Below are 14,818 nucleotides of genomic sequence, written 5' to 3' on the forward strand. Positions count from 1 at the left end.
AAGGAGAGAACGTAGTGAGTGATTTTTCCGACCGTTTTCCGACCGCCATGGTCACTGGAGGCAGTTCGGGCTTGGGCCGTATCCTGGTGGAAGGTCTCCTCGCTGAAGGCGTTGAGGTCTGGGCCGGAAGCCGGAGTGTGGCCCGCGTTGAGGCCACGGGTCTTCCGGTTCATCCGGTAGCTTTGGATTTGGCGGATCGCGAGTCGGTGAACCGATTTGTCGCCACTCCACCTTGGGAGAAAACGCCCGTGCTCCTCATCAACAATGCGGGTTTTGGCCAGTTTGGTGGAATCGCTTCCATTTCTGTGGACGACTTAGCAGGGCAAGTCACCGCCATGCAGGAAAGTGCGATGAAGCTCTCCAAAATGTTTCTCGATTCGGTCGGGCAGGGGAGCCGTGCTCCGGCAGTCGTCAATGTTTCCTCCCTTTCCGTTGAATTTCCACTCCCTTTCCTCCACGGCTACAACGCGGTGAAGGCGGGGCTCTCTGGGTTTTCCCGTTCCTTGGCGATCGAGTTCCCGGGGGGAGTCGGGCAACCCTTTGTTCTCGATCTTCGGCCGGGAGATTTTCGCACAGGGTTCAACGATGCCGTTCGCGGATCCGCGGAGCAGGGCGATCTGGCGAAAGTGTGGGAGGCTCTCGAGCACCATTTGCAGCAGGGGGCGGATCCGAAATCGATCTGGCCTCCAGTCCGGCGCGCCCTCCTCAAACAGCGTTCGCGCACGGTTCGGGTGGGTACTTTCTTCCAAGCCAAGCTGGCCTCGGTCTTGGCCCGGCTTTTTCCAGAAGATTGGGTGGCGATGGTCCACAAGCGCTATTACGGGATCAAGGGTTCGGGATCGAGCCATTGAAATTCGGGGGAAGCCAGCGGTGAGGATTTTGGCCATTCAGGACTACCTCCGAGTCGGTGGCACGGAGTCTCAGTTTCTCGACCTCACGGCCCGCTGGTCCGACGAGGGCCACGAGGTGCAGCGCCTCGTATTTCGCCGTGGGGGTGGCCTGTTCCCTCAGAGCCAGACTCGAGGACCAGCCCCCGAGTTCCTCCAGCCTTTCTCCACACCGTGGAACTGGTGGTCTCCGGGCCTCATGCGGGCGATTCGAAAGTTTCAGCCCGAGCGAGTCATCGCTTTTGGACGCAATGCCCACTGGTCTCTCGGGCGCAAGTTCCGCCAGGAGAGGATACACGGTCTCGTTGCCACCATGCGGACGGGGCGACCCTTGCCGGGAGGGTATCGGCGCGTTCTTGCCTCTGCCGAAGCGGTGGTCACCAACAGCGCTTTTGCCAGCCGCCTCGCTGAAAAAGAGGGAGCCGCGGCGGACCGAGTGCGTGTCATCGAGAATGGCTGTCGTCTTGCCGGAATCCCTTTGCCGAGTCGTCGAGAAGCCCGCGACGACCTTGGAGTCGGGGAGGACGAATGTTTCCTTCTCTGCCTCGGTTCTTTCGTGCCCGGTAAGGCTCAGAATCGTTTTCTAAAGATCTGGCAAGAAGTGGATCCGCAGGCCCGGAAGCGAATCCGTCTCTGGTTCGTCGGCGACGGCCCTCGCCGCTCTGCAGTGGAGTCAGCTTTTCAATCGCTTCCCGACGCTAACCGAGTTCGCTTTTGGGGAAGTCGTAGTGATCCGGAGAAATTCCTCGCAGCTGCTGACGGATTGGCCTCTGTCTCCCAGGAAGAATCCTCGCCAAACGCCCTTGTCGAAGGCCTCTGGTCTGGCGTTCCCGTCGTAGCCACCCGCTGTGCCGGGGTCGAAGAACTGGTAAGTGAAGAGGCGGGTGGATGCCTCCTCGAAGATTCGCCGGAAGGAGAGACCCAACTCGCGGCTTGGATCAGTAGTTTGCCCGGCAACGCCTCGAGCCTCAAAGCCAGGTCCGAAAAATACCAGTCCCAAGCCCAATCACGCTTCGACCCGACGATCCGAGCCCGAGAATACCTAAATCTATTTCAATCGCTCGGGAGATTCCCGTCCCTTTGATCCATTGGCCTCCCGGTAGGCGCCAACCCTTTTCGCCTCGATTCACTCTTTCTGTGGCCGACTCTGCGTCGTACTGGCAAAGAGTGATCGTTCGGATTAGGGAGTCGGAAGACTTTTCTGGGGCTGGTCCCTCCAAGTCGACCACCGGGAACGTTGGTCCTGAAGGTTCAAATCGAATTGGGCTCGTAGGGCCTTCCGACGTTTTTCGAGTTTTTCTTTTTCGGGAGATTTGAGATCGGAGTCGGAAAGTTGTTCTTCGAGCTCTTGTAGATCCATTTGGATGAGTTGGTTGGCTTCGAGGCGTTCCGTCGTGGATTCTTGCAATCGAAGACGCATAAATGTCCGAGCAAATGATTTCTCGACCTCATCCGGATATTTTCCGATGCCGAAAAGGAGTATTTCCCCCCGGTTGGGATAAACTTGAATTTCGAGGATATTGAACAGGTTTTGGGGCACAGGACTCTGGGTCGTCTCCTCCAGGTGCTCGTAGACCGCCTTCTGGAAGTCGTTTTCGAAGATCATCGCGAACCCTTCCGTAAGTGCGAGGGAGTCCTCCTCCGAGGCCGGATCGAAATTCTCCATCTTCAGAAAGGTTTTCGAGAACAACGAAGCCGTTAGGAAGAAAATGAGAGGGAGGGCAGGGAAGAGGATTTTCATTTAGACAGATTTGTTCTGTATCCGGTGCATGTCAATCAAGGCTCGTTTTTGTAGTGGGGTCTTCGCCATCCGATTCACTCCACACCGGTCAATCCTCGGGCAATAGCGAATGATGCTCAAGGAATCGATAGAACGGATGCTCTTTGATCCCGTCGGGGGTGGGGAATCCGAAGTGGAGGCCGCACTCGGGGCAGTCGAGGGATTTGGGAACGGTCGTCCCGCAGGCCGGGCAGGTCCCCTCGAACGGTTCTTGGGTCCCGCCACTTATCGAGAAGTAATCCATCAGGAGAGCGCAGGTATCGATAAAATCCTCGTCATGGACGACTAGAAAATACTCGGTCGTTCCGCCGATCGCGGACGCTCCCATACTGACCCCTTCAAGGTCGAAGGGGATATCTTCCCCTTGAAGCAATTGGATCAGACCCTCTAGTTCCGTAACGGCAAATCGGGGAATCTTTTTCATGATTCTGAAGTGTCGTCTCGGGATTTTCTAGGGCCTATCGTTCTCAGTAGTTTTACAATTATTCCCGATAAAAAAAGTATGGAAACGATGATTATCCACTTTTCTTCCTCCTTCAATATGGCAGTGACGATGCAGTAGGAGAAGGCGAGGGAAAAGAAAAACAGAGTAGACCAAAAGATTTTCGGCGAGTTTCTTTGAGTGAACCTTCTTTCTCCGATTTGAGGCCCGTTTCTGGGTGACCCAAACCGTAGGCTCCAATCGACAAAACCTCGTTTTACTGTATTCACCATGAAGTAGAAAAGGAACGTAGCGATCAGCAGATGCGCGATTTCATTCCATGGAGAGGGAAAATCGGATGGTGAGATTTGGTCCATTTGTAGGCGCTATCGTTTTTGGAGTCTTGGTTTCAAGACTCTTTGAGTTTCGATATCACCGCTGAGGAGAAAATGAGTCCATGTGCCATATTTATCTGAAGGAAAAGTCGAGGCTGGAGTCAGTTTCTTTTTGTGAGTTTTCGACTGATCGATGAGCTTGCATAGGAAAGCAGTGATACCGTCAGGAAAATCCAGAGCGGGGATGTGAGAATTAGCCCGAATACAAAGACCATCAGAAGAGGACCGAGCACAAACATCCAAATAATAAGCCAAGCGCTGTAGAGTCCTTCTGCCATATCTCACTTATTTGCGCGATGCCGGTGACCACGGCAGAAGCTCGAGTCGCTCTCGAAGATCCTCGACGGTCGTCTTCCAGCGCTCGAAATCATCGCTCTCCTCCCAGCAATCCTTTAGGTTTGAGTTCGCCAATATTGCTTCAATGGCCGCCAGAGCTCTTGTCGTTGTATCTGGAGCCAAGTGAATCTTGGGAATGGTTTTCAACTCTTCAGGATTCGAATTTGCTGGATGGCCAGAGATGGTGGCAACGACTTCTCCAGCGGCCAATACCTCATCTCCTTCGAGTTCCTCCGTAAACTTCTCAGGCTTCTTTCCCATTAATCTCCCCATCAGGCTTGGCTGGATATACGTGGTCTCTGCTGAGAAAGCTTCGAGGATCTTCTTCTCCGATGGGGCGTCGAGAAAATCGTCAAGCCAATCCAATGCTCCGTCGTTCTCGAATGTGTTAAAGCCCCAAGCCCCCATGATGTTTTTTGTGTTTTTGGATGAAGGGTGCGGCAGCAAGTCCAAGTGCGATCCCTCTGTTCTTTCTCACGCCATTCACTATATTTTGTTTTTCCCCCGACGGCTTCGTGGGGGAATTCTTGAAAGGCATTGTGGGCGGATGATGGAGGCGGAGCAATGACTTTTGCTCTGGGATACGGGACCTTTCAAATTGCCGCCTCGCTCAGACTCATTTCCCATCCCGCCATAACTATCAAAACTTCCTAAATTCGGTATTAGAGACCCATGAGTTGAGAGTGTTTTAGGAGGAGGAGATGAGCTGTGGCGGAACGAGCTAGCGTCATCGAGAACGGATGCCGCAATCGCTGGAGTGCCTCTGCCAAGGCTTATGGAAGCCCGGAGGTGAATTCGTCTCTGGTTCGTGGGCGATGTTCCCCGAGGAGCTATCGTTGAGTCGGCCTCTCAATGGCCTCCCGACGCTGACCGAGTTTGCTTTCTGGGCCGTCTCAGTGGCCCGGAAAAGTTCTTCGCTACCGACGACAGAATGGTCTCTGTCTTCTAGTAGCAATCCTCCTCAGATGCTACGGTCGAAGGGCACTCGTTCGTCCCGCTACGCGCCGTGACGGGGGACGAACTTGATATCCTGGAGAACCGGGAGACGATTACGAGGAGCTGTTCTGCCAACCGTCGACGATCGCATTAACGTTTGACCGCATCATGTAGAGATACCCTTCTCCGGATGGGAGGCCGTTCCCGTCGGAGAAGAGGGGGGCACCGACCTGGAGGCCAGCTTCCTTTGCGATCGTTTCCAGAGCCTTGGGATTGCTTCCGTATTCAGGAAACAAAACGGTTACGTTTTCCTCGCCGAAGTAAGAAATGATTTCGGCCAGCCCTCTTGGCGACGGGGTGTCTTCCCGGTTTAGGCCTTGGATGGCAACTGCAGTCAGATCATACTTGCGGCAGAGGTAGCCAAAGGCGAGGTGAGAGGTTGCGAGCTCGCGTTCGGACGGAGGAAATTCCGCGAAGCGAGACTCGATCCAATTGTCGAGGGTGCGGAGTGTTTTTGCATAGGCTTTGGCATTCTCTTCGTAGAACTCCGCATTCTCCGGGTCGAGATCACCAAACTGATCCGCTAGCTCATAGGCCGCCCGTCGCATGTTGTCGGGATCGTGCCACCAGTGTGGATCGATGATGCCTGTATGGCGGTGGTGAGCACAGCAGGGCGCAAGGTTCCCATCTGCGGCTACGAGTGAATGAACGCCTCGTCCCACTTCGAAGATCTCCTGATTGGGCTGGAGAGCGTCGGCTAGCTTCGGGAGGTAGTTGGATTCCAGTCCCTTCCCGGAGGCAAGAATGATGGGGGCGTCGGCTATCGCCTCAAAGGTTCTCGGACTGGGATCGAATACATGAGGATTGTCTTCCGGGCCGATGAGCTCGATGACCGTGACCCGATCCTGCCCGACTTGACGGGCAAGATCGGCCATAAGAGGATGAAGGCTCGCTACCTCCAAGGCGCTGGCGGCAGCGGGGAGCAACGCTGCTCCCAGGATCGCTGAGCGCAGGAGGGACAGTCGATGACTACGCAGTCGGAGCGCGCTTTGAATGCGCCCGAGGAGAAGAGCCGGTTTGGTCAGAGAAGGTAGATCAAGCATGGTTTGGATGGTTGACGTTTCAGTGGTAATTCGGGATTCCATTAGTGGGAGCCCCAAGCGATGCCCAATTGCAGCCAGATGGAGCTCTCTTCCTGCGAGGGGAGGACGTCATAGTTGTATTGGAGACGGAGGGAGATGTTGCGTTCTTCGTTTGCCCACCAGGTCACGGCTGGAGAAAAGCGCCAGCGTTCGTCGATCTCAGCTTTGGAATCGCCGGAGACATAGCCAATGCGGCCTCCCAGGTCCCAGCGAAAGGAGGGAGAGTAAATCGCTTCGGCTAGGAAACCAAAATCGGTTCCGGATCCTTCTTCTCCGTGTTCATCATGCTCATCGTGGTCGTGATCCTCCTCATCGTGCTCTTCGCCCTCATGATCTTCTTCGTCGTGATCGTGCTCTTCCTCGTCAGCATGATCATGCTCGTCGTGGTCATGTCCACTTTCGGAAAGTGTCCAGGATCGACCAAAAAGCTCAAGGGAGCTTCGGAAGCGAGCGCCACCGGGTTCATATCCGTTCTCGAGCCATTCGTAGGCGATTCCGGTTGCGTATACGACCGAGGGTCCCCCGGACGGGTTGTCGCCCATGGCAATAGAGGCGTGGGAACCCCAACGGTGGAAGTCATCTTGATTCCAGGGCACGAAAAGGCGGGTCGAGGCGGTGAGTCCGTCAAAGAGAAGCTCTTCGTCTCCGGAGTGTTCATGGCCTTCATCGTGATCGTGCTCTTCCTCTTCGCCATGGTCGTGGTCGCCGTGATCGTGGTCATGTGCGACGTTCTGGCCGAGAGAGAAGGAGAGGTTTGCTCCCCAGCGGCTGGGAATGTCGAATTGAGCCGAGACACCGTCGGTGCGCAAACCGTGGTCGCCAAGGAAGCGTCCGTAGGCGAGAGGCATATCGATGAAGTCCCAGCCGTGGAGGTGGGTTTGATTTCGGAAACCAAATGCATTCAGGTATCGGCCTCCACGGAGATTCAATCCGGGAAGCTCGTAGATTCCATAGCCTTCCTCAAATTCACCGTCCAGGCGGTTGTTCGCTTCGTCTTCGTAAACGTTGTAAACAGCGGCCGCGCCCAAGCCGTTTTGAAATTCAAGAAGACCGGAGAACTCCAACCCCTGTAATGAAAGTCCATTTCGATAGGGGTCGTGGGCTCCTACTTCGAGTTCTCCCGGGTCAGAAACCGTGCTGTCCCCAGCGACACCGTTCAGAAAGACCGCCGGACGGAACGTCGCGAACCCGTCGAAAAAGTTGATGGTCAGGTTTTCCCCCGTTTTCCAGCTCTCAGTCTCGACTGTGACTGATGATTCCCCTGAGAGAGGAAGGGCTGCGGGCAGGAATACTGCGGCGGAAGATAGAAGATGTTTTAGAGTTGGTTTCATGATGGATTGTTTCGGCTCAGGTAGATCAGATTTTTGCCTAAATGAAAGACACTAACAACAAGAGCTCGTGAAGCGGAAGCAATTTCTGAACCATTTTTCAATCCCTTGGTTTTCTCGAGTGCCGCAAGCCTCCGGCTTTGTATTCGTTCCCTTTGGGTCGGGAACGGAGGAGTGTATCCAATGTACCCAAGGCCCGAGCAGGGTCGGTGCGCAGAGTTCTTTCGCCGAACCGGAGGGATGTCGCCACTTTTCCCCTTGCTCGGGGATTTGCCCAATTCTACCGTCGGCCCTTATGTGTTCTCGGCTTTTGGGTATCCTGATGTGTGTTATTTTCACGGGGCTTTCGTACGTGAGTGCGGGTTCGCGTTTTCAGGATTCGCTGCACGAGTTGGAGTCGGTGAATGATTGTCGGATTGGGGTTGCGGTTCTCGATGCGGGGGACGGACGTCGTTGGGGCTATCACGCGAACGAGCGGTTTGCCATGGCGAGCACCTTTAAGGCGTTGCTCGCCGGGGTTGTCTTGGCACGGGTCGATGCCGGTCAGGAAGACTTGGAGAGGATCGTTTCCTATGATGAGTCGGATCTGCTCTCCTACGCGCCGGTGACGAGCCAGAATTTGAAAGACGGTGCGGGGGGCATGACCGTTTCGGACCTTTGTCAGGCTGCCGTGGTTTGGAGTGACAATACGGCGGCGAATCTTTTGCTGATCTCGATCGGTGGACCGGAGGGGTTCACCGAGTCTCTGCGAGAGTCGGGAGATCCGACGACGCGGTTGGACCGGATGGAGCCGGATTTGAATACGAACGAGCCGGGTGATGATCGGGATACGACTACCCCCGTAGCCATGGTCGATTCCCTCGAAAGATTTCTCGTCGGAGCGATCTTGTCGGAAGACTCCCAAGACCTTTTGGCCCAGTGGATGATTAATTGTGAAACCGGACGTCAGAAACTGCGGGCTGGTTTGGACGATTCTTGGAAGGTCGGAGATAAGACCGGTTCTGGGGCGCGGGGTGCGAGTAACGATGTGGCGATCGCGTGGCCCCCAGGTCGTGACTCGATTCTCATCGCAGTTTTCCTTTCCGGGCCGGGGATCGAGCGCGACGAACAAAACGCGATCATTGCTCAGGTTGGGCAGATCATTACGGCGGAGCTTGCGGAATGAGCGATTTCGGCGTCAGCAAAAGGATGTCGTCTGACGGGAGGATCGGCTCATGATGGAAGTGCGCAATCTCACGGTGCGGGCTGGAGGACGCTCGGTCCTGCAGAATGTTTCGGCGCGTTTTCGCAGTGGATGCATGAATGCCGTGATCGGGCCTTCAGGATGCGGAAAGACAACCCTCGTCCGCGCCGCCGTAGGTTCGGGGGCGCTGCAGGCAGATGGGGAGTTCTGGCTCGAGGGAACCAAGTTGACGAGCCGCGGAGATCGGGTGGGGCGGGTCGGCTACGTTCCCCAGTTTTGCCTGGCTCATCCGGATTTGACCGTTGAGGAGTCGATCCTTTACAGCCTCAAGTTGCTCGACATGGGACCGGAAGAAATCTCCCGACGTGCGGACCAAATCCTCGCGGAGACGGGACTGTCGCGGTTGCGCACGCGGTTTGTGGGGAAGTTGAGCGGAGGCCAGTTGCGCCGGGTGGCCTTGGCCTTGGAACTGGTGGCGGATCCCTCGCTTCTCTTCTGCGACGAGGTGACAGCTGGGCTCGATCCAGAGTCCGAGGATGGTATTCTCGATCTGATCCGCACGCTGGTCGAGCGGCAGGGTAAGACGGTGGTCAACGTCATTCACAACCTCCATCACCTCCACCGGTTCGACTGGATCGTTGTTTTGGATGCCGGGGAAAAAGTTTTTGAGGGCCATTTCCCAGCTTTCCAGAAATGGTTCGAACTTGAGGATCCGGTGAAGTTGTTTCGGCTTTTGGGCGATTTGTCGAATCCGCGGGATTGGGCTGCTCTTTGGCGGGAGAAGGGCGAAGAGCCCGCCAAATCCGTCGAAGCGGAGAGACCGCCTTCCAAGAGAAATACAATTCCGGCGAGTGATTTTTCCCAAGCCAAGACGCTTTTGCAGCGGCGGTTTCGGCTGTTTCTCCGCGACCGGGGTTATCTGGCCTTGACCGCGGCCATCACCATCGGATTCCCGCTGCTGGTGGTCATTTTCGCGCTCGATGGGATCCCGCAGCTGACGCGGCTCTCGATGGATTCGGGGCTCGGGACTCTCGGTCGTCTGCAGGGAGAGATCGCTTTTGCCAAGGAGGCGGCAGATGTCGGCTCGCTGGTCAGTAGTCTTATTCTCTTTCAGGTGGTTCTCCTGACCCTGACCGGGAGCAACAACGGCGCCCGCGAAATCGCTCCGCAGGCCGGGCTGTTTTTCCAGGAATCTCTTCGCGGGTTGCGACCCGGTCCGTTCTGTTTCGAAAAGTTGGTCTTTACCGGGGGAATCGCCGTGGTTCAGGGCATCGTCATGACGGTGGTGGTGAAGTCGGTCGTTCACTTTCCCGGCAGTTGGTGGATCCAGGGGATTACTCTGGTCTTGGTTTCGTTGGCTTTGTCGTGGTTGGCGCTTGGGTTTTCGGCTTGGTTAAAATCCGGTGAAAAGGCTTCGCTGCTCGCGGTCTATGTGGTCGGGTTTCAATTGCCGCTCTCAGGGATTGTTCTGACCCTGCCCGAGCCGTTGACCGATCTCCTCCGTTCAGTGATTACGACCTATTGGGGATGGGCCTCCTACTTGGCTTCCTTCCGCAATACGGGTCTCTACGATGCCGCGGTTTTTGTTAGCGGAGAAAAGGTCCCTCCTTATCTCCTGTGCCTACTCGTGCTGCTCATTCATGTATTTTCGGCAATGATTCTGGTTGCCTCGGGCGTCTTTCGGATGCATCGAACTCGTTAGCCCTCATGACTCCTCAATTCATCTGCTCCAGGGAGGGTTTTCTCTGGAACCCTCCCGCGGACTGTGACAACTTCTTCAAATTCTCATGAAGAACACCTCGGTTCGCTTTCTCCTCTTGTTTCTCCTGCTCGTAATTATTGGCCTGGCGGGATTTCAGTGGTACCGGGTTTCTGAGGTGAGTGGATATCCAGAACCGCTTCCAGTGAGCGCATTTATGGAAAGGCCACTTCAGTTTTCCGGAAACCAGTATCACCTCGATGCGTCGGTGGAGAACGTCCTCGCCTCCGAGGAGCAGGTCGGCAGGATCGTCTTGGTATCCGCCGATTTAGACGGCTCCTCACTCCCCATTTTTCTCCCCTCGGATCTCCCCGGAAATGTCGAGTTTCAGCAAAAGTATCGTTTCAAGTTGTCCGTCGAGAATGGCGGGCTTCTTTACGTCCATGCTATGACTAAGAACTGATGGACGCAGGCAAAATTAGAAGAATGTGTGGGCCGCGGTTACTCTGCTTCCTCGGAGGATTTTTGCTCCTGACGGGGGCGTCCGCTCAGCTCCCAGGAGCCCCTACCATGGGAGCTGGGTCTTACGAGAGTGACACCTTGCAAGCGCTGGTCGACCGAGTCTTTGATGTCGAATCCGATTCGTTGGACCCGGAAGAGGGAGTTCTGAATTGGAAGGGCCGCTCTTTTCAGCTGGGGCAGGGGAGGATGATGCGCGCTCGGTTTGTCCGGTACCTCAATACGCCGGTCAATTCGATGGACTCCCGTCTTTATCTCTCTCTCTTGGATCAGATTCAGGGGCGCCTCTCGACCCTGAGTCAGGCGAGTGACCAGACGAATGAGGAGGATCCGTGGAAACCGGTGATTTCTGCGTGGAAGCTTCTCTTTCAGGCGACCGAGTTCGATGTCGATGGAGGAAACTCCGGGGTCATCGCCAATCTGGTTTACGACAATTGGCGGGATCGTGAACTGTTCTTGAACCGTCAGTTCCGTGAGGATATTGAGGCGGCTGAGCGGGACCGTTTGGAAGATTCAGTTCTCATCGAAACTCGCAAAGAAGAAACAAGGCGTGTTCAAAAGGCTGAAGAATTAAGCCGCTTGCGTCAGGACGGCATTGACGCGCCAACCCTCGATGGGGGAGGGCTGACGCCGCTTGCACAAGCCATGAAACGCCTCGCTGAGCAGGAAGCCCAGCTCGCGGCCCAAGGACTTAAAATCGAAGAAATTGGCTTGAAGGCTCGCCTGAAAATGCAGAGCCAGATCATTTCCTTCCTCTCCCAGAGACGTTTTAAGCACGCGCTCATCCTCTGCTCGTTCTATCGCACCCTTTTTAAGAGCAGTGCACAGGACCTGGAGGTGGGCGGTGAACAGCTGATCTCCTACATGCCTGAGCTCGAGATGATCCCGACCGTCGATTCACTCGAGTTCATCGCCCTCCAAGCGATTGATGATGTCCGGACGGGGATGGACTCCGTCAACAACGCCTATGACCAAGGGCAATTGATCTCGGCCCTCGAACGCTTGCAGGAAACCTTTTTTCTCGGTGAGTATTCACTCGAGGTCGTGCTTTTCCCCGAGGAGAAAAAACGTGTCCTCCGCGAGCTTTACTTCGATCTCGACGAGGCTCAGCGCTTGGTGGAACTCAAGGATTTTGGCGCCCTCGAAGAGTTGATTTTTTCAATCTCCCGGATGGCCGACGACTTCCCGGATCGTGAAGCGTTGTCCGCCGTGCGGGTGGCCAAGCAGGCCAGCCGAATGAAACTCCTGGGGGCTCGGGGAGCGCTTCTGCGAGGAGAGGTGGAGGAGGCCCAGACGATGCTGGACGAATCCTTCCAAATTTGGCCCCTGAACCCGGAAATCGAGAATTTCATGACCGAAACGGTGTCCAGTGCCGATCATGTGACAGATTTTGATGTCGACTACGAATCGGGGGACTACCGCCGGATTTTCGATCAACGCGAAGCCTACATCGCGGCTCTCAGCGGCGATGAAGTACGCGCAGAGCGTCTACGCGAATCGATCGAGATCGTCCAGACCATTGACTTCGGTATTCATGCTGCCGAAGAGCGTTTGGATCGCGGAGAACCCTACGCAGCTTGGGAAGTCCTGAAGGAAATCGAAGAGGTGGCTGGAGACGACCGCCGCTACCATCGCACTCTCTCTTCGATTGTCCCGGGGATCGCCCGTTTTGTGGCCGCTGTCGACGAGGCCGAGTCGCTCGAAGAGCAAGGCAATTACGCTGCGGCCCTGACCAAATTTGCGGCCGCACAGAAGTTCTTCCCCGCCAGCCAGGTCGTCGCGCGTGGCATTGAACGCCTTGCCGGTCAGATGCTCGACCAAGCCCGCGAGATTCAGGAAAACCAAGAAGCCGCCCCTCCAGTTCCCTGAGTCTACCGCTTCACTTTTTTCGTAGAATCAAGCGGCCAGACGAATGACAGGGAGGCCAATCAACCGGCCGCACCGCTTCGCAAATCCCGGAGTTGCTGCAACCGTTTCGGGTCCAGATCTTTCGTCCTGAGGAGTGCACAGAGCCGAAGAGCTCTGAGCCACTGAAATCGGGCTGGCCCTTTCAATCGGCTAACGGGCAACCTTCATGCCGCAGGCCATTCTCCGCGCCCAGTGTCGCGTTGGACCCCAAGGGCAATTTACGAGCAGCTCACAAGGGGGCTGGTCCACAAACAAAACGGGAGGACATTGCTGCCCTCCCGTTGCGAGCCAGGGAATGTCCTGGCGTTTGAATTTCTTTCTCTGGAATCTTAGCGATTCAAGAGTTTGCCGAGAATTTCGTTCATACCCTTCACGACCTTACTGCTGTCGTCTTCGAGGCCTGCGCTGAGGCGGGCTCCGGAGAAGACTTGTTCGGCCACCGATGCGGCGAGGTCTTGGTCCGTGGACTTGAGGGAGGCAATGCTCTTGATCAGCGGGTGCTTGGCGTTGAGCTCGAAGCGCACCGGAGATTCCGGCATGTTCCCGCCGTCCTGATTCATGGCCTTCATCATGCGGCGCATTTGCGGAGTCATGGAGGCGTCGGAATTGAGAACCACGGCAGGGCTTTCGGTGAGGCGTTTGCTGATGACCACGTCGTTGACGCGCTCACCGAGCTTCTCCTTCACCCACTTGCTCAGCTCATCGCCTTCTTCCTGCGAGAGGGCTTCGCCTTCGCTTTCTGGGGCATCTGGCAGCTCGACGTCCTGACGGTCGGCGGAAACGAGCTTCTTGCCGTCAAACTCGCCGAGGTGCGACATCACAAACTCATCGATGGGGTCAGTGACGAAGAGGACTTCAAGGCCCCGGGATTCAAAGGCTTCCAAGTAAGGACCGGAGGCGATGCTCTGGCGGCTGGATCCAAAGAGATAGTAGATATCTTTCTGGTCCGCGCTCATCCGGGTTACGTAGTCGGCGAGGCTTGTGATCTTGCCTGCTTCGGTGCGGGAGGATTCGTAGCGGAGGAGCTTGGCGATGCTTTCGCGGTTGCTGGCGTCGGAGACGACCCCTTCCTTCAGGTATTGGCTGAAGTTTTGGTAGAAGTCGCGGAAGGCATCGGGATCCTTCTTGTCCTTCTCGCCAAGCATCTTGAGGAAACGGCGGGTCAGGACTTTGCTCAGCTTGCGCACGATCGAGCTGTCCTGCATCGATTCGCGGGAAATGTTGAGCGGAAGGTCGGCGCTGTCGACCACTCCGCGAACGAAACGCATCCACTCGGGGAGGAGGCCTTCCGGGTGACGGTCGATGAGGACCTTGCGGCAGTAGAGGGAGACGCCCGGTTCCATCCGGCCGATGCCAAACTGCTCCATGTTCTGCTGGGGAGCGAAAAGCAGGGAGTTGATCTCGAGAGGCGCGTCGGCGCTAAAGTGCAGCCAGAAGCGGGGCTCGTCGAAAGCGTTGGCCTGGAATTTGTAGAACTCCTTGTACTCCTCCTCGGTCACTTCGGAGGCGCTCTTCAACCAGAGGGCTCCGACGGTGTTGATCTTCTCACCGTTGAGGTTGAGGGGGAAGGGGACGAAGGCGGAGTAGTTCTCGAGAACCGACTTTACGCGATCGCTCTTGGAAAATTCCTTTTGGTCTTCCTTCAGTTTGACGACGATCTTGGCTCCGCGGCGCTGGCCGTCGGCTTCCTCGATCTCATAGACGCCGGAACCGTCGCTCTTCCAGCAGTAACCCTTCTCGTCGGGTTTCCAGGAATGGGTGTAGACGAGAACTTCGTCGGCGACCATAAAGGCGCTGTAGAAACCGACCCCAAATTGGCCGATGAGGTTCTCGTTCTTCGATCCACCTTCTTTGATGGCTTTGAGGAAGGCTTTGGAACCGGAGTGGGCGATCGTGCCGAGATTCTCGACCAGTTCGGCTTCGTTCATGCCGATTCCGAAATCCTGGATCGTGATCGTGCCGGCCTCTTCGTCTGTCGTGACGTTGATTTCCGGCTCCAACGAATCGTCGAAGACGTTCTTTTCCGTCAACTGAAGGTGGCGGAGTTTTTCCAAAGCATCGGAAGCGTTCGATACAAGTTCGCGGATGAAGACCTCGCGGTCTGTGTAAAGGGAGTGAACAACGATATCGAGGACTTGCTTGACCTCGGCTTGGAACTCTCTGGTTTCTGGTTTCTTTTCGCTCATGGGTGTTTGGTTCTTCTGTAAAATAATTCTCTCGAAATGATCGAAAACCTTCTGGGACAAACCAAAATGGGCCGGCATTCAATCCGAAAAATCCATTT

At 55.8% G+C, this 14,818-nt stretch carries 12 protein-coding genes; 6 read left to right on the plus strand and 6 right to left on the minus strand.

What is annotated here, in order from left to right; all coding sequences use genetic code 11:
- Positions 1-14 precede the first annotated feature (14 nt).
- Both H5P30_RS09955 and H5P30_RS09960 read left to right on the plus strand, forming a co-directional pair.
- Positions 15-851, plus strand: a complete 837-nt coding sequence (locus H5P30_RS09955; protein ID WP_185692798.1) for an SDR family NAD(P)-dependent oxidoreductase — start codon at positions 15-17, stop codon at positions 849-851.
- Between the two features lie 19 nt (positions 852-870).
- Positions 871-1,971, plus strand: a complete 1,101-nt coding sequence (locus tag H5P30_RS09960) for a glycosyltransferase (RefSeq protein WP_185692799.1) — start codon at positions 871-873, stop codon at positions 1,969-1,971.
- A gap of 96 nt (positions 1,972-2,067) precedes the next feature.
- Here the strand turns inward: H5P30_RS09960 and H5P30_RS09965 are convergent, their stop codons facing one another.
- The 5 genes from H5P30_RS09965 to H5P30_RS09985 form a co-directional block, all read right to left on the minus strand.
- Positions 2,068-2,628 (minus strand): hypothetical protein, encoded by a 561-nt coding sequence (locus H5P30_RS09965; RefSeq protein WP_185692800.1) that lies wholly within the window; start codon positions 2,626-2,628, stop codon positions 2,068-2,070.
- 88 nt (positions 2,629-2,716) lie between these two features.
- The gene (locus tag H5P30_RS09970) at positions 2,717-3,091 is read right to left on the minus strand and encodes a hypothetical protein (protein WP_185692801.1); all 375 of its coding nucleotides are present in this window, start codon (positions 3,089-3,091) and stop codon (positions 2,717-2,719) included.
- A gap of 677 nt (positions 3,092-3,768) precedes the next feature.
- Positions 3,769-4,227, minus strand: coding sequence for a DUF4259 domain-containing protein (locus H5P30_RS09975; RefSeq protein WP_185692802.1), 459 nt, complete (start codon positions 4,225-4,227; stop codon positions 3,769-3,771).
- A 641-nt stretch (positions 4,228-4,868) separates the two neighbouring features.
- On the minus strand, positions 4,869-5,858 hold the full coding sequence (locus H5P30_RS09980) for a metal ABC transporter substrate-binding protein (RefSeq protein ID WP_185692803.1): 990 nt from the start codon (positions 5,856-5,858) through the stop codon (positions 4,869-4,871).
- 41 nt (positions 5,859-5,899) lie between these two features.
- The gene (locus H5P30_RS09985) at positions 5,900-7,228 is read right to left on the minus strand and encodes a hypothetical protein (RefSeq protein WP_185692804.1); all 1,329 of its coding nucleotides are present in this window, start codon (positions 7,226-7,228) and stop codon (positions 5,900-5,902) included.
- Positions 7,229-7,547: 319 nt separating this feature from the next.
- Between H5P30_RS09985 and bla the strand changes: the two genes are divergently transcribed.
- The 4 genes from bla to H5P30_RS10005 all read left to right on the plus strand — a co-directional run bounded on the left by bla (position 7,548) and on the right by H5P30_RS10005 (position 12,495).
- A complete protein-coding gene (bla, locus tag H5P30_RS09990; protein WP_221774337.1) occupies positions 7,548-8,390 on the plus strand; it encodes a class A beta-lactamase in 843 nt (280 codons plus the stop codon).
- 49 nt (positions 8,391-8,439) lie between these two features.
- The gene (locus H5P30_RS09995; RefSeq protein WP_185692806.1) at positions 8,440-10,110 is read left to right on the plus strand and encodes an ATP-binding cassette domain-containing protein; all 1,671 of its coding nucleotides are present in this window, start codon (positions 8,440-8,442) and stop codon (positions 10,108-10,110) included.
- 85 nt (positions 10,111-10,195) lie between these two features.
- Complete coding sequence (locus H5P30_RS10000) at positions 10,196-10,570, plus strand: hypothetical protein (protein ID WP_185692807.1); 375 nt, start codon at positions 10,196-10,198, stop codon at positions 10,568-10,570.
- A 107-nt stretch (positions 10,571-10,677) separates the two neighbouring features.
- Entirely contained in the window at positions 10,678-12,495 is a 1,818-nt protein-coding gene (locus tag H5P30_RS10005; protein ID WP_185692808.1) for a hypothetical protein, read from the plus strand.
- A 368-nt stretch (positions 12,496-12,863) separates the two neighbouring features.
- On the opposite strand, the gene htpG is transcribed toward H5P30_RS10005, so the two are convergent.
- Positions 12,864-14,720, minus strand: coding sequence for a molecular chaperone HtpG (htpG, locus tag H5P30_RS10010; protein ID WP_185692809.1), 1,857 nt, complete (start codon positions 14,718-14,720; stop codon positions 12,864-12,866).
- Positions 14,721-14,818: the final 98 nt, after the last annotated feature.

The sequence above is a fragment of the Puniceicoccus vermicola genome (genome assembly GCF_014230055.1).
Lineage (GTDB): Bacteria > Verrucomicrobiota > Verrucomicrobiia > Opitutales > Puniceicoccaceae > Puniceicoccus > Puniceicoccus vermicola.

Bases quoted from the DNA above. Each gene is read 5' to 3' on its own strand.
- bla (WP_221774337.1), top strand. From the start codon at position 7,548: ATGTGTGTTATTTTCACGGGGCTTTCGTACGTGAGTGCGGGTTCGCGT.
- H5P30_RS09970 (WP_185692801.1), bottom strand. From the start codon at position 3,091: ATGAAAAAGATTCCCCGATTTGCCGTTACGGAACTAGAGGGTCTGATC.
- H5P30_RS09995 (WP_185692806.1), top strand. From the start codon at position 8,440: ATGATGGAAGTGCGCAATCTCACGGTGCGGGCTGGAGGACGCTCGGTC.
- H5P30_RS09985 (WP_185692804.1), bottom strand. From the start codon at position 7,228: ATGAAACCAACTCTAAAACATCTTCTATCTTCCGCCGCAGTATTCCTG.
- H5P30_RS10000 (WP_185692807.1), top strand. From the start codon at position 10,196: ATGAAGAACACCTCGGTTCGCTTTCTCCTCTTGTTTCTCCTGCTCGTA.
- H5P30_RS10005 (WP_185692808.1), top strand. From the start codon at position 10,678: ATGGGAGCTGGGTCTTACGAGAGTGACACCTTGCAAGCGCTGGTCGAC.
- H5P30_RS09980 (WP_185692803.1), bottom strand. From the start codon at position 5,858: ATGCTTGATCTACCTTCTCTGACCAAACCGGCTCTTCTCCTCGGGCGC.
- H5P30_RS09975 (WP_185692802.1), bottom strand. From the start codon at position 4,227: ATGGGGGCTTGGGGCTTTAACACATTCGAGAACGACGGAGCATTGGAT.
- htpG (WP_185692809.1), bottom strand. From the start codon at position 14,720: ATGAGCGAAAAGAAACCAGAAACCAGAGAGTTCCAAGCCGAGGTCAAG.
- H5P30_RS09965 (WP_185692800.1), bottom strand. From the start codon at position 2,628: ATGAAAATCCTCTTCCCTGCCCTCCCTCTCATTTTCTTCCTAACGGCT.